Origin of the sequence: Methylomonas fluvii (genome assembly GCF_014850975.1) — a bacterium.
GTDB classification, from domain to species: domain Bacteria; phylum Pseudomonadota; class Gammaproteobacteria; order Methylococcales; family Methylomonadaceae; genus Methylomonas; species Methylomonas fluvii.
In genome coordinates this window covers 288,313-301,643 of sequence record NZ_JACXST010000003.1, presented here as the reverse complement: position 1 = coordinate 301,643, position 13,331 = coordinate 288,313, and the positions used below count along the sequence as shown (strand labels likewise).

General features: G+C 50.7%; 15 protein-coding genes, 1 tRNA gene and 1 pseudogene. 1 reads left to right on the top strand and 16 read right to left on the bottom strand.

All coding sequences use genetic code 11. The features are described 5' to 3' along the window. Positions 1 to 6: 6 nt before the first annotated feature. The 14 genes and pseudogenes from EBB_RS18950 to EBB_RS18885 form a co-directional block, all read right to left on the bottom strand. Entirely contained in the window at positions 7 to 639 is a 633-nt protein-coding gene (locus EBB_RS18950; RefSeq protein WP_192395317.1) for an FMN-binding negative transcriptional regulator, read from the bottom strand. A gap of 31 nt (positions 640 to 670) precedes the next feature. Continuing rightward, a complete protein-coding gene (locus tag EBB_RS18945) occupies positions 671 to 1,093 on the bottom strand; it encodes an SRPBCC family protein (protein ID WP_192395316.1) in 423 nt (140 codons plus the stop codon). Positions 1,094 to 1,102: 9 nt separating this feature from the next. Next, on the bottom strand, positions 1,103 to 1,966 hold the full coding sequence (locus tag EBB_RS18940) for an alpha/beta fold hydrolase (RefSeq protein ID WP_192395315.1): 864 nt from the start codon (positions 1,964 to 1,966) through the stop codon (positions 1,103 to 1,105). Beyond that, positions 1,954 to 2,379 (bottom strand): GFA family protein, encoded by a 426-nt coding sequence (locus EBB_RS18935; protein WP_192395314.1) that lies wholly within the window; start codon positions 2,377 to 2,379, stop codon positions 1,954 to 1,956. The genes EBB_RS18940 and EBB_RS18935 overlap by 13 nt, the downstream gene beginning before the upstream one ends. Positions 2,380 to 2,393: 14 nt before the next feature. Then, positions 2,394 to 3,119 (bottom strand): class I SAM-dependent methyltransferase, encoded by a 726-nt coding sequence (locus tag EBB_RS18930; RefSeq protein WP_192395313.1) that lies wholly within the window; start codon positions 3,117 to 3,119, stop codon positions 2,394 to 2,396. An 84-nt stretch (positions 3,120 to 3,203) separates the two neighbouring features. Beyond that, the gene (locus EBB_RS18925; protein WP_192395312.1) at positions 3,204 to 3,863 is read right to left on the bottom strand and encodes an HAD-IA family hydrolase; all 660 of its coding nucleotides are present in this window, start codon (positions 3,861 to 3,863) and stop codon (positions 3,204 to 3,206) included. A gap of 108 nt (positions 3,864 to 3,971) precedes the next feature. Next, a complete protein-coding gene (locus EBB_RS18920; RefSeq protein ID WP_192395311.1) occupies positions 3,972 to 4,538 on the bottom strand; it encodes a hypothetical protein in 567 nt (188 codons plus the stop codon). A gap of 41 nt (positions 4,539 to 4,579) precedes the next feature. Then, the gene (locus tag EBB_RS18915; protein WP_192395310.1) at positions 4,580 to 5,062 is read right to left on the bottom strand and encodes a GNAT family N-acetyltransferase; all 483 of its coding nucleotides are present in this window, start codon (positions 5,060 to 5,062) and stop codon (positions 4,580 to 4,582) included. 25 nt (positions 5,063 to 5,087) lie between these two features. Continuing rightward, the gene (locus EBB_RS18910) at positions 5,088 to 5,489 is read right to left on the bottom strand and encodes a DUF4260 domain-containing protein (protein WP_192395309.1); all 402 of its coding nucleotides are present in this window, start codon (positions 5,487 to 5,489) and stop codon (positions 5,088 to 5,090) included. Between the two features lie 261 nt (positions 5,490 to 5,750). Then, a pseudogene (locus EBB_RS18905) lies at positions 5,751 to 7,357 on the bottom strand (IS3 family transposase). A 202-nt stretch (positions 7,358 to 7,559) separates the two neighbouring features. Next, positions 7,560 to 7,775: a hypothetical protein gene (locus tag EBB_RS26765; protein ID WP_371744345.1), complete on the bottom strand. Its 216-nt coding sequence runs from the start codon at positions 7,773 to 7,775 to the stop codon at positions 7,560 to 7,562. Between the two features lie 266 nt (positions 7,776 to 8,041). Further along, positions 8,042 to 8,119: transfer RNA gene (locus EBB_RS18895), tRNA-Met, on the bottom strand. A gap of 52 nt (positions 8,120 to 8,171) precedes the next feature. After that, positions 8,172 to 9,263 (bottom strand): redox-regulated ATPase YchF, encoded by a 1,092-nt coding sequence (gene ychF, locus EBB_RS18890; RefSeq protein ID WP_192395308.1) that lies wholly within the window; start codon positions 9,261 to 9,263, stop codon positions 8,172 to 8,174. Between the two features lie 139 nt (positions 9,264 to 9,402). Continuing rightward, complete coding sequence (locus EBB_RS18885) at positions 9,403 to 10,269, bottom strand: hypothetical protein (RefSeq protein ID WP_192395307.1); 867 nt, start codon at positions 10,267 to 10,269, stop codon at positions 9,403 to 9,405. 103 nt (positions 10,270 to 10,372) lie between these two features. Here EBB_RS18885 and EBB_RS18880 point away from each other — a divergent pair, with 103 nt between their 5' ends. Then, positions 10,373 to 10,987 (top strand): tetratricopeptide repeat protein, encoded by a 615-nt coding sequence (locus tag EBB_RS18880; protein ID WP_192395306.1) that lies wholly within the window; start codon positions 10,373 to 10,375, stop codon positions 10,985 to 10,987. A gap of 276 nt (positions 10,988 to 11,263) precedes the next feature. On the opposite strand, the gene EBB_RS18875 is transcribed toward EBB_RS18880, so the two are convergent. Together EBB_RS18875 and EBB_RS18870 are read right to left on the bottom strand one after the other, a co-directional pair. Beyond that, positions 11,264 to 12,463: a sensor domain-containing diguanylate cyclase gene (locus EBB_RS18875; RefSeq protein WP_192395305.1), complete on the bottom strand. Its 1,200-nt coding sequence runs from the start codon at positions 12,461 to 12,463 to the stop codon at positions 11,264 to 11,266. Continuing rightward, complete coding sequence (locus tag EBB_RS18870; RefSeq protein ID WP_192395304.1) at positions 12,463 to 13,302, bottom strand: HDOD domain-containing protein; 840 nt, start codon at positions 13,300 to 13,302, stop codon at positions 12,463 to 12,465. Before EBB_RS18870 ends, EBB_RS18875 begins: the two co-directional genes overlap by 1 nt. Positions 13,303 to 13,331 lie beyond the last annotated feature (29 nt).

Below are 13,331 nucleotides of genomic sequence, written 5' to 3'. Positions count from 1 at the left end.
TTGGACTCAAGGCTTGACCGCATCGACAACCAAGTCTGCCATGGCCGCCTGACCGGATTCGCGCAACGCTTCGATCACGCTGATGCGGTTCTCCGGCGGCTGGTTTTGACTCACTTTCCACTTGCCTTGCAACCGGGTCACGCTGATTTCGATACCGACAATCTGCGTGAGCAAGCGTTCGGTAAAATCGGCCGGCGCGTCCGCTACCGACCAGGGCTCGGGGAAACCAGCTTCGAATTCATCCGTCATGGCCTGCAATTGCCGACGAATCCAGGCCGGGTCGTCGATGATCCTTAGTTTGCCGTAAACATGCACCGCGGCGTAGTTCCAGGTGGGCACCACCTTGCCGGTTTGCGGCTTGGTCGCATACCAGGACGGCGAGATGTAGGCATTTTCGGATTGAAACACCGCCAATACTTCGGCTTGCTGATCGAAGTCGGTCCACAGCGGATTCGAGCGGGCGATGTGGCCGCGCAAACTGCCATAAGGCGTATCGCCCTCCTCCGCCCAATGTAACGGAATTTGGTTGGCGTTGAGGCCGTCGGCGGACAAGGTGACCAGCGTCGCTAGCGGATAACTGCGTATCAAGGCTCGCATGGCCTCGATTCTGGGTTCGTCGAAATGTTTGGGGATGTACATGAACTGATCGGATTGTTTTCAGGATAAATAATTATGTCTGTTCCACATAAGACTTAAGCTGGGCCAGAAGAAAATCCCAGACGCCAGTCATCAGGTTCCGGCGTTCTTCTGTCAGTAAGTTTTTATGCTCAAGTATCAGTCGGGTTCCTTGTTCGGTATCGCTTAATAGATACCGAATAGTCATATGGTGTTGGGCAAGGCGCTCTGTGCCGTGGTTATCGCTCCAATAGCTATAGCTAAACTCGCGGGGAGGATCGAAAACATCAATAACGCCATAGTCGGTAAAAGCGTGCCCATCCACTTTTCCCTCAAAAATAATTTGTCCACCGCATCGACTGTCGGATCGAACGGCGTCGACAGGATAATATTGAACGATCTTGTTTGGATCGCTAATGGCGTTAAAAACCAGCATTGGGCTTGCTTCAATTTGTATCTCTTTTTGAACGGTTATCATCCTTGTCTCTTAGGTATTCATGGATTTATGAGCATTTAAAGATAGGGCGGAAATGTCGGCCTGGATCGACCTACAGATCGCCGGCGCGGCTCGATACAGACAAGAATAATGGGAAAGCCCGTCCAGTACAGTGATTTTCGAACAGCCGGGCAACGCCGATACCAAAAATTCGGCCATGGCAAGCGGCGACCAGTTGTCTTCCGCGCCGTGCCAGATCTGGGTATCGACGCCGATTTCGGCCAGCGTTGCTTTCCAAGGCTGGACGTAGGCGATGACATCGCGAGCATAGCCTAGCGAATCGCGCTTGAAACAGGTTTTGAGCATTTTCGTCATCGTGGTCCGAAACTCCGGGTCGGCCAGAAACGCACGGTCTTCGCCGGCCGCGCTGGCAAATAGCATCCGCAATAACAGGCCGGGAAACCTTCTCGCCAGCCATCCTTGTACCCGAGCCAGCCGCAGAAATGCCGACGGACGATTTTGAGCCAGCCGGAAAACGGCTTTTCCCGCCGCCACGTCGATGAAGTCGCCAGCATCCAGCGGCGCGGCGGCGGAAACCAAATGCAGGCTGCGCACTTTGCCCTTCATCGTGCGGCAAACTTGCAAGGCGATGAAAGCGCCTATCGAAAAGCCGATAAAATCGACCGGGTTATCGCCCACTTTCTTGGCAATCTCATCGGCGAGGCATTGGTAATAAGCGTCGCCTTGCAAGCTAGGGGCAATGGTCGAGCGGTCATAACAAAGGATGCTCAATTGATGTTGTTTGCCATAAAGGTCAAAAATTTCACATTCGTCAGGCGAACCCGGCGTACCGTGGAAATAGATCACCTGCTGGCCGTCGGCGGCGCCGAATTGGCTGAATTCTATTGATGACATAAAGGTGGCATCCTATGTTTCCAAGGTTCGGATTGTTTGAGCGTCAGGAATAGCAAAGTCATTAACATCCCGGTGAGGCCAAGCGAAAATACGCTGTCGCGTAAGGTTTCCGGTAATGAGGAACCCAGCCCCAAAAATGCGCCATGGTTATGGGCAATCTGTGAGCGCACGGTATCGCCGCAAGTCGGACAAAAGCCGCTAGTAACGGTATTGCCGCTATCGGCAGTCAGTTCGTAAAATTTCAGCGCTCCCGAAATCATTGTGTCTTTTGCCGATCCCACAAACTCGGCCGAATGGCCTGTGCCGGTGATTCTTTGACACTGCCGGCATTGGCATAAAAAAGACAGACGCGGCTCGGATTTCACTGCGTATTGAACCGCGCCGCACATGCAACCGCCTTTAAATTTGCTCATGCCATCTCTCGAAGTTAGGGTTTAATCGCTATGATGGTCGTCATGCGGTTGACGACTTCGTTAAACGTCACCCTTAAGCCACAATCGGCAAGGATTTTCACGACATCGTCTGGAGAGACACGGACTTTATAGTAGGAACTCACTTTTTGCTGCCAGCCGTTTTCCGTTTTAATCTGCAACAAATCCGTCACCCGCACCCGGTCTGCCTCATAATCCAGGCAGCAGGTCAGTATTGTGGTGTCGTCACTTTTTACCGGTATAAAGCGCTGATCGCCCGAGAGTGCCGTTGAATAATCTCGAAAAGATAAAACCAATTTTCCGCTTTCAATTAACGATTCGCAGCAATCGATAATCAATTGTCTAATGTCATCCAAGCTTTCAAGATGCGTCAGTGTGTCGCCGCAGCAAGCAATCAGTTCAGGTTTGGGATCAGCATATTCTTTCACCTGCCGAATATCGTCATTAAAGCCGATAACGGAAAGTCTCTGGGCATTGTCGATCAACTCGGATAACAGCTGTTGGTTAAAATCGATTGCTTTTACCGTATATCCCGCTCTGGCCAAGGACACGCTTTGTATACCATGTCCAGCTCCCAAGTCTAAAGCGATTGAATTGCTTTTTGGACACAGGTCGTTTGCCGCCAAGAATTGTTGAAATTCTTTTTGCCTGGCGTCAAAGTCTCCAACCATCCACGCATAAATCTCGGCAAGATGCCGATCATAATGTTCTTTTGCGGTCATACTCTTTTCCTGTTGTCTTTGATTCGGGCGAAATTTTCAGATAATTTTGGCGGTTGCCTATAAATGACTCTGCAGTCTGAATAGCTAACGGTTGAACTGGCTTGTATTCGCAAATTGCTCGAGCAGTTGCGGCAGTTGGGACATGTCATCGAATACAACATGAGCTGCGGCCTGATACGAATTGGTCACGCCGGTCTGTACATAGTAAAGCGGTGTCATGCCTGCTGCTATGGTAGCCGCTATCCCCACTTCGCTATCTTCTATCACCACGCACTGACCAGGCACAAAGCCCATCGTACGGGCGGCATATTGGAATAAACCCGGATCGGGTTTCCATGAACCGATCTGATACGAACTGAATAAATTGTCAGCAAAATATCCAGCAAGGCCGCTGACTTCCAGGGCCTGACGGATTTTCGCAAGCGGTCCGCTGGAGGCTATGCACTTTGACGCGTTCAGGGTGGCGAGCATGTCCAATACACCCGGCATGGGTTGCAAATCACGGGCGAAGAGTTCCGCAACACGCTGGCGATACTGCTGTTCAAACGAATCTTGCAGCTTTAGGCCAAGGCGGTTTTCAAGATCAATCATAATCGAGCTTAGTTTTTGGCCGCGATAGCGCTCGGTCAAGGTTTCCAGTGAATCATGCAATTGCGGAAGCAGATCGAGAAAGGCTTGATTGCCCAGTCCCTCGCTGTCGACCAACGTACCGTCCAAATCGAAGATGACACAAATATTGTTCATAGCGAGAAGCTGGTTACGCGTCTCAAGCGGACCAAGACCGACGATATGTCCGATGTTTGCGGCTTGGACGGATTGGAAATCGGGAATGACATAAGCCCGACGCCATTTTTAAAGTGCCCCGCCCAGCGATTCCTTGAGTGGAATATCGGCATGGAGTTTATGCCAGTCATTGAAGCGCTGACGATAGGATTCAAAGGGTTGATGCAATTCCCTACGCGGATCGTTGCTCAGCGCGTAGGCCATGCCTTCGGTCAGCCACTGCTCACCGCTTAGCAGCACCAAGCTGCCGAATTGATCGGCTTGCCAATGATGGATGAGCTCATGCGCCACGTAGTGTGGCTGCCAGCCACGCGGCGCGATGGCGATAGCGAAACTGCCCAAGGTGAATCCCGCCTTGTTCGATAGTCCGAACGCTGACCGGCATTGCTCCATGCTACAAAAGACGATCTTCGGCTCGCCGATAGACAAGCCCCATTGCCTGGCAAGATAAATTTTCGAGTCGTGGAGTAGTGATTCCGCCTTCGCAAGCTGAGAAAAATCGTCCATGCATAGGTTTTGTGCGTTGCAACGGACGCCGAATGCTTCAGGGATCAGTACCCGAACCGGTTTGAAAAAAGCCAACGCGGAAATCGGCACTAACAGGAAAATCACGGCTATCCATCTACTGTATTTCATCAATCTTCCTCCATGGCAACTAACGCAAAGCGCATGCGTGTTTAGTGATTGGTAGCTAAATTCTGTCTCATTTTCCGACCGCCGACCGGCATAAGACCATTTTGCTGATAAAAACTTAATGTCCGCTCGAATTCCGGGAGTGGCGGTGTGCATAACTCCATACACGACCAACCGCGCTGCCGACCAAGATTTTTGACTTGCTCAATAAGCAGCGCGCCGACACCCGAACGGCGAAACTCTGGAATAACGTAAAACTCTTGAATAACGCCTACCTTTCCGCCGGCATATAAGGCATAGGTTTCGGTGATGGTCGAAACGGCAACGGGAACATTATCCGACCAGCCGACAATAGCCGCATAGTGCCCCGCCGATAACAGCTCGGCACAGCGCTGAACCGTACCTGCCAAGTCAATATCAAAATGCTGCGCATGCGTGCGCTCACAAATTTCCTGGGTAAGCCGGACGACCAGCGAACTTATAATTTCTGCATGGGCTGGCGTTGCTTGTATAAACTCCAATGTCATTTTTATATCTCAGAGCCCAAACCGGTTATTGCTCTTCCGAATGTTTGGCAGCAAATCGCCCGATGCGGCCAAGATGGGTAAAACCGAATCCAGCCGGGTATTTGAGGCCGTAACCCAGCGCCCGGTCAAAACCGATATGGGCACACCAGATTAAACCGGCACATTGAAGTGTCAGGGACGGAACCGTAAAGCCGATCACCAGACTGGCAAAGGCACCGAGGTATGAGTGCGCGGTGTTATAGCTAACAGCGCCAACCTTGGCGCCGGCGAAATAACCGAGCAAAGAAATATCGGGCACCAGGAAGTAGAGTGCAAAAGTGCTCCAGTCCAGATCGAGTTTTGCGTAAACGATGCAGGCGGCAACTAGCATGCAAAATCCCTCTAGTCGCAATAACACACGAACGGCACCTGTTGTTTCACCTGACATTTTGACTCCGGCAGTTTCTTGGGTTAATTACAACTCAGGATTAGGTCGCGCAACAACTGTCAGTATTGACAGGGTATCGTGCAAAACATGTAACCTATGGCGTACAGCTTACTTATGATCCGCCATCACTGCACCTTCAGTCTAGGATTTATTGTGTATTGTAGTGGTCAACTTTTTTCGGACACCGAGATAGGTTGTTGAGCTCGGAAAATTTCAAGCTAGTTGTCGCCTCAATGCAAAAACTCATGCGGCTATATTGCCCTAGCTGGCGGCCTCCTGGATTGTGGTGTTGGACGTGTGTTGCGTATCGGCCCGATCGGGATTGAGATACACGGTATGGACGCGGTTCCAGCGGCGGGTCTGTCGGCTCCAGCGCCGGGGGGTTTGAGCCTTGGCTTGTTCGTACAACGCCTGGCGTTGAGCAAGCAGCGCTTGGTCCAAGCCGGCATGGCGTTGCGCCGGGGTCACGAAGCCGATGGCGCTGTGGCGGTGTTCGTGGTTGTAACCTGAAGGTCATAAATACCACTGCACGAGATCAGCCACCCAGTGCCGGGCGGACGTTAAGTCGGCAAACGGTTGCAACGGGTATGGCGGACGGTATTTCAAGGTTTTGAACAACGATTCCGAATAGGGGTTGTCGTTGCTGACCGCCGGTCTGCTAAAGGACGGCATGATGCCGAGCCGTTGCAGGGTGGCCAGCATCGTGGCGCCTTTCATTGGGCCGCCATTATCCGAATGCAGGACGACCTGTTGGGGCCGCAGGTCTTCGCGCTGATAGATGTCCCGTAACAGCTCGCTGGCCAATTGGCCGCTTTCTGCCTCGAACACCTGCCAACCCACGACCTGCCGACTGAAAATATCCAGGAACAGGTAGAGATAGTAGAACCGGCCTTTGACCGCCGCCGGCAGATAGGTGATATCCCCGCTATAGAGCTGATTCGGCGCGGTGGCCGTCAGCGCCTTGGGCTGGGTACGGGGCTGGCTGGGGCGCTCGCTACGGCGGTGCTTCAGTTGCCTTGCGGCTTTCAGAATGCGGTAGAAGGTCAATTCGGACGCCAGATAAATCCCTTGGTCGGCCAGGCGCGGGACAATCTGGCTGGGCGGCAGATCGGCAAACTCAGCCGAATTCGCGACGACCAAGAGGTGACTCCGCTCCGCATCGCTCAAGGCATGCGACGGCGTATAGTGCCGTTGCGGCCGGCGGTCTTCCGTCAATGTTTCCCCGGCCTGCCAACGTTGCAAGGTGCGCGGGCTCAGGCCCAGTACGGCACAGGCTTGGTCCTGGCGAGCACCGGCCGCCGTGGCTTCGGCGACTGAGTCGACCAGCTGCTGGCGCTGCGGAAGGGAGGTCATTCGACCGCGCCCACCCAACAGCGCCCGCACCTTTTCTTGTGCCCTGTGGGTATTTGCAGGATCAGCAAGGCAGCGGCTTCAGCCAGGGCTTTGTCCTTACGGTTCAGTTCGCGCTCCAGACGTTGATTCTCGGCTTTCAGGCCGCGCAGCATCAGACTGTCATCGCCACCTGAACGCGGTCGAGCGGCAGCGCAAAAATCGCTTCGCCACTGGACGAGTTGATGCGCAAATAGCCCGCGTTGCCGACACCAGGCATTCAGCGCCTCACCGGTCAAGCCATGGCTTTCATGGAGTGCCAGCAAGCGTTCTTCCGGGCGCCAATCTTGGGGGCGTTTGGCTGGTTTGGGTTTCGGGGTATCCGTCGGTGCCACGTTGCTCATCCAGGTTTTTAAGGTATGTATGCTCAGGTTTCATTCATCGGCAACCGTTTGAATGGATCGGTTGCCCCGGCTGTAGACTTTCGCCAACGCTTGGTCTTTGAATGCATCAGAATACTGCTTTTTGGAACGGCTCATGGTTCATCTCAAATTTCAAAAGGAATCGAAATTTGAGGCGACAACTATTCTGACTCATGGGGGTAGGATCATGGTTATCACCCTTTAGGTTCCTGTCTAATTTCTGGACAGGACAGGTTAATAACCCTGGTCAATCTTCAGCCGGAATTTACCGGTTTACTTGGTCAATTTTCAACCGGCGTCAACAGTGACTTTCCTCTGGCTAATATTGACCGACTCGATGGAGTTGGTGTTTAAATGATGCGGCGTATCTCCGGTGGAACGGGATGACGTGACTCCAAATTGCGCCGCCATATCGGGGCAATCGATGGATAATCGCCGTTCCATTGCGCCTCGAACTCAGCCGGGCGTTGCTCAGCTCTGCCACGGTAGCCGATTGATAAATCCGTTTGAGGTCTGCAGCGATCTGTTTGCGCATTTTCAAACCGACATAGTTCAGACTGTTACGAACCAGATGGACGATGCAAAGCTGAACGGCGGATTACCCAAAGGGCATAAGTGCGGATAAACGGTTTCGTTTGGTGGTTTTGGGTGAATTTAGCTGGTGCAAGGTCGGTGCGAATGCAATAAAAATTCGGCCTGTTGTTTTGCGGTTTGTTGTGGCTTTTTATTTCGAAGTGTCCCACCAGTGTCCCGCAGGCATAAAAAAAGGACTAGCGAATTAACGCAAGTCCTTGATTTAAGTGGTGGCGATACCGGGGATCGAACCTGGAACCTCGGGGTTATGAATCCCGCGCTCTAACCGGATTGAGCTATATCGCCACTGGGAACAGCTTTGAAAAGACGCGCATTATAGGACGCGTCTTTTCTATTGTCAAACATTGAAACGAAAGTGCATCACGTCGCCATCCTGAACTTTATACTCTTTGCCTTCCAACCGCCATTTACCGGCATCTTTGGCACCTTGTTCGCCGTTGTAAGCTATAAAATCTGCATACGAGACCACTTCGGCGCGGATGAAACCTTTTTCGAAATCGGAGTGAATGACGCCCGCGGCTTGCGGCGCAGTGGCGTTGACAGGAATAGTCCAAGCTCTGACTTCTTTGACGCCTGCGGTGAAATAAGTCGAGAGATTCAACAACTCATAGCCGGCACGCACCACTCTGTTCAAGCCAGGCTCTTCCAGGCCCAAGTCTTCGAGAAATTCTTTCTTTTCGTCTTCATCGAGCTGCACGATTTCGGCTTCTATAGCCGCGCAAACAGCGACGACCTTTGAGCCTTCTTTTTCGGCAAACGCTTTGACTTTGTCCAGCATCGGATTGTTCTCAAAACCGTTGTCTTGAACATTCGCAACATACAGCGTGGGCTTGATCGTGATCAGGCACAATTCCTTGATAAGCTTGGCTTCCTCTTCGGTCAAACCTAAAGTACGCACGGCTTCACCGGCATTGAGGTGATCCAGCACCCGTTCCAGAACTTCTTTTCTCGCCAGTTCGTCCTTATTGCCAGACTTTGACGCTTTTGCGGCTTTTTGCAACGCTCTTTCGACGGAAGACATATCGGCCAGAGCCAATTCGGTATTGATGACTTCGATATCGTTAATCGGATCGACCTTGCCGGCAACGTGAATCACATTGTCGTCATCAAAACAGCGCACGACATGGACAATGGCATCGGTCTCGCGAATATTACCGAGAAATTGGTTGCCCAAACCTTCTCCTTTAGACGCGCCAGCCACTAAACCGGCGATGTCGACGAACTCAATCGTAGTCGGTAATACGCGCTCGGGTTTGACGATGACCGCCAGTTTATCCATGCGCGGGTCCGGTACCGCCACCACCCCCACGTTGGGGTCTATCGTGCAAAAAGGATAGTTTTCAGCCGCAATGGTGGCTTTAGTAAGCGCGTTGAACAGAGTTGATTTACCGACGTTGGGCAGCCCAACGATTCCGCAATGTAGTGCCATGGATTTTATACAGAAGGATTAATTTAACAGAAGCCGGATAAACCGGAAGAGTGCGGGCACGATTATACAGGGAATTTACGGATATGACCGCGCCGACACGAGGAGTAGCGCATCGTTTGCAGACGATGCGCTCAGGTTGTTACTTGACTTGCAAAACGCCACCTTGACCGCTGCCGCCACCGCCTTGCACTTCCTGCGCTTTATAGTTTCTGAGCGACTGGACCATATTGTTATAAGCGTCAAAAAAGGCTGCCGCCGTAGCTATGCCTTCCGGAGTTCTGCTGTACATGCCTATGCTGCCGCCCGCCGCGCCGGCAAAAAGTCCGCCCCAACCGCCGAACGCGCCGCCGCCCGAAGTACTCATATTGTTAGCGGTGGCACTGCCTTGAGAAATGGCAATTTGTACGGTCGAACGAATATCGGTCAGTGTCAGTGCCACATCGGTGGTTCTAGTTTCCACGGCATGCGAAACCGCGCCGGCAATAGCGCCTAAACCGCCCAAACCGGCAGCGCCTAATCCGGCACCGATTAATCCGGCTCCAATGGAACCCTGTTGTCCGCCGGTCGATTCATTAGCGACGATAATCTGCGGGTCGAGCAAATAGTCAGCCGCAACACGCTGGCCTTTATGTTGTTTTGAACCTGAGCGGTATTCCCCGGAGTTTCTTTGTTGGTCAGTGATTCGATCCAACATGGCACTGGTACTCATATTGCCAATACCGGTGATAATAAAACAATTGGATTGCTGTACCGCCAAGCGGATTAACGGATCAACTGTGGTTACCCCTGACGCTCCCGAAAAACGCCCATCGCTAACCGCCAAGGTACCCAACGGGCTGGCGCAACGTTCTAACGACTTATTGGCATTGACGCTGGTCGCTCCGCCGGCAGAACCAGAGACTAAATTTGAACTACCACCTGTCTGCAAGCCAGGCTGTTGCGCACAGCCGGCAAAAGCAAAAACAGAGACCAGTAATGATAAATCTCGAATTGATTTAACGCTCATCCAAAAAACTCCAAAAAATTGCCATTCAGTTAATGGCGCCTAGCAAACTAAAAAATTCGAGCGATAATAGACCAAAACTTATGAAAAGAAAAAGGAAATACTCATGCATTCAAAAAAGCCTTTTTTGTCAACGCTATTTGTATTATTCGTAGCGTTTGGCCTTGTCGCGTGTACACATCAAGAAAAACAAGTTAAGTCGGACACCATCAGAATTTGCGACGAGAATGGCTGTGCAGATCGCCCGAAAGACTATGCCTCTTTTCAGCCGGAACCGGCGATGTCCGCTGAAGACGCTGCAAAAATCAAAGCACTTGAAGAGCTGGCCGCAAACGACCCGCGCGCCGCTTATGATTTGGCTCTGCGTTTCTTTAGAGCTGACGGTGTTCGCCAAGATACCTATAAGTCGATCAAGTGGATGCGTGAATCCGCCGAAAGAGGCAACTTCGACGCGCAAAAAGCTTTGGGTAGAGTTTATCTGACTGGTCTTGGCGAAATGGGATCCGATCCGGGCGAGGCTGAAAAATGGTTGTCCATTACCGCCAACAAAGGCGACAAAGAAGCAAGCAGCTTACTTAAAGAGGCAGTAAAAGCGCGCCAATCGGAGCAAGCCGATTATCAGTGGCGGAGACGATGGCAACAGGTTTTTTACAACAACTGGTATTCCGGCTATCGCTACAATTGGTACTGGGGAACAGGACGCTGGTATTTGTATTATTGACCCGGCCCTTCATGCCGTTCGCCTTAATGGCTTGAGGTTACTGAGTCTGCCGAAGAGCACACCAGCTTGGGCTTCGGCGAGCTCAACCCAAACGGAATACCCGTTAATAAAAATAGGGCTTGGTTAATAACCTACATAGACTAACAATGCGTAATTACCTAAAAATCAAGTACCGGACTGACAGAGACTCTGTGATGTTATGCTGAGTGGGAAATTTAAATATTTTTAGTCACAACTTAAGGTTATGAATACCTCAAAGAACCATCCAAAATACTCTTACAACTGATCCGAGCAGGCTTCGCCGAATACTATCGTCTTATCTCGGCCGCTGGCTTTAGCTTGATACAACGCCGCATCGGCGTAATTAATCATTTGATCAATGTCTGGTGTTTGTTCGGATTGAATTAAATCGCTATTCAAGCAATATAAGCCAATACTCAGGGTCAAATTAACCACTTCTTTATTAATAGACCATTCCAGGGTTTTGATTTCCTGACGAATGCGCTCCGCAAATGTTTTACCGCTATCGCAGCGGGTATTGGTAAAAATCGCTACAAACTCTTCGCCACCAAAACGTACCAGAATATCGGTGTTACGCACTTGCCGCTTTAACGCTTTAGCTACACCGGTCAGCACTTGATCGCCGAACAAATGTCCGAAGCGATCATTAATGACTTTGAAATGATCAATGTCCATCACCAGCAAACAAAAACCGGTTTTGTAGCGCTTATGGTGAGCGATAACGACTTCGACTTGGTCATAAAAGAACCGCCGATTATGCAGGCCTGTTAATTGGTCATGCATGGACATACTGGCAAAATGATCTTTAAGTTGATTGGTTTCAGCAACCAAGCTCTCCAACTCGGCCGTCCTGGAAGCAATTTGCTGTTCCATATGCTGAACCAGGCGCCTGGTGGTGATCAACTGACCAAGAATGTTTTTATAGACTTCCAACAAACGGATATGCCAATCGTTGAAATAATAGGCTTGCGGATGCGATACATTTAAAACGCCAATCAGGGTGCGGTTGAAAGTAAATACCGGCACACTGATAATTGAACCGGGCGATTGGTTCGAGTTTCCGGTTTTTTCAAATCGCTTATCTTCATGGCAATTTTGACAATGCTGCAAAACACCGGTCGCAGCAGCAGTGCCAATCAAGCCTTCCCCTACTCTAAAGCGCAAAGACCTATCCACATTTGCTTCAGGATTGCCAAGCTCGCTCACACTAATGCCGGCAACATTGCTTAATAAGCCTTCGCTATCCACGATGAAAAAAGAGCAACGCTCCATATCTTGATATTGGATAAGGCTTGCCAAAGCTTGTCTGATAAGGGCTTTTTCATCATCGACTTGACAGTCTATTTCGGATAATTGTTTGACTGCGGACAGCGCATTGACTAGATCGATCAGTAAATCCTGCACGCCGAAACCCGCCAGTTTCACATCTTGACTGTTTGCGCTAGGCTGGTTCATCAATTCCCCATGATGGCGGCAAGTTTTTGCATAGCCGGCTGATTTTCTGCCAGTTGTTCGGCAAGCTCTCGTATATTGTCCAACGGCAACTTAATTTTCCGGCATTCCGGTTCGAACTCTTGCAGGTTAATGGATTCACCGGCGATCACAGCTACACTTAAGCGTTCACAAACCCTCAATAAAATCAGCAAGGGCAGTTCTATCCCTTCAAAGTCCTTATTTTCATAATTGTGTAATAGCACCTGGTACAAAACCGGCAAATGCCATTTATGTAATAAAAAATGACCGATTTGATAATGACTCTGCCCCATTTGTCGATAAATCCCCTGGCTCACAGGCAAGCCGGTTTTTTTGCTTTCGACAAAAACCTGATGCAGCTCTTCGGGCTGCACATAGCCGAGCACCAATACGCCGATATTAAGAAGTAATCCACCGGAATAAATAGTCGATGGTGTAAATGCACGCAATTGCGGAATCTCGATAGCCAGTTTTTGTGCGGATACCGCGGTGGTTAATGAGCGTATCCAAAAATACTCGGCGTCGAAACCTTGACATTTGCGCGTATCGAATTGGACATTAAAAATAATTGCCTGTGCCAGGGCCTTCACCAAATCCAGACCCAAGACCTGAAAAATAGCGGTACGAATATCTGAGACATTTCTGCCACGGGCGAAATAGGCAGAATTCGCTAATCCAAGCAATCTGGCGACTAAACCAGGCGATAACGATAAGGCATCCGCCAACTTTTCTATGGGTATGTCCGGCGTGTTGATGGCATCTAGAATCCGCAGACTCGCATCGGGCAGAACCGGCAAGTTTTTCAGCGAACCCATTTGCATTTCAATTGTTTGCTTTACACCGACATTCA

Bases quoted from the DNA above. Each gene is read 5' to 3' on its own strand.
- EBB_RS18950 (WP_192395317.1), bottom strand. From the start codon at position 639: ATGTACATCCCCAAACATTTCGACGAACCCAGAATCGAGGCCATGCGA.
- EBB_RS18930 (WP_192395313.1), bottom strand. From the start codon at position 3,119: ATGACCGCAAAAGAACATTATGATCGGCATCTTGCCGAGATTTATGCG.
- EBB_RS18915 (WP_192395310.1), bottom strand. From the start codon at position 5,062: ATGACATTGGAGTTTATACAAGCAACGCCAGCCCATGCAGAAATTATA.
- EBB_RS18875 (WP_192395305.1), bottom strand. From the start codon at position 12,463: ATGAACCAGCCTAGCGCAAACAGTCAAGATGTGAAACTGGCGGGTTTC.
- EBB_RS18935 (WP_192395314.1), bottom strand. From the start codon at position 2,379: ATGAGCAAATTTAAAGGCGGTTGCATGTGCGGCGCGGTTCAATACGCA.
- EBB_RS18925 (WP_192395312.1), bottom strand. From the start codon at position 3,863: ATGAACAATATTTGTGTCATCTTCGATTTGGACGGTACGTTGGTCGAC.
- EBB_RS26765 (WP_371744345.1), bottom strand. From the start codon at position 7,775: ATGCGCAAACAGATCGCTGCAGACCTCAAACGGATTTATCAATCGGCT.
- ychF (WP_192395308.1), bottom strand. From the start codon at position 9,263: ATGGCACTACATTGCGGAATCGTTGGGCTGCCCAACGTCGGTAAATCA.
- EBB_RS18945 (WP_192395316.1), bottom strand. From the start codon at position 1,093: ATGATAACCGTTCAAAAAGAGATACAAATTGAAGCAAGCCCAATGCTG.
- EBB_RS18940 (WP_192395315.1), bottom strand. From the start codon at position 1,966: ATGTCATCAATAGAATTCAGCCAATTCGGCGCCGCCGACGGCCAGCAG.
- EBB_RS18885 (WP_192395307.1), bottom strand. From the start codon at position 10,269: ATGAGCGTTAAATCAATTCGAGATTTATCATTACTGGTCTCTGTTTTT.
- EBB_RS18870 (WP_192395304.1), bottom strand. From the start codon at position 13,302: ATGCAAATGGGTTCGCTGAAAAACTTGCCGGTTCTGCCCGATGCGAGT.
- EBB_RS18910 (WP_192395309.1), bottom strand. From the start codon at position 5,489: ATGTCAGGTGAAACAACAGGTGCCGTTCGTGTGTTATTGCGACTAGAG.
- EBB_RS18880 (WP_192395306.1), top strand. From the start codon at position 10,373: ATGCATTCAAAAAAGCCTTTTTTGTCAACGCTATTTGTATTATTCGTA.
- EBB_RS18920 (WP_192395311.1), bottom strand. From the start codon at position 4,538: ATGAAATACAGTAGATGGATAGCCGTGATTTTCCTGTTAGTGCCGATT.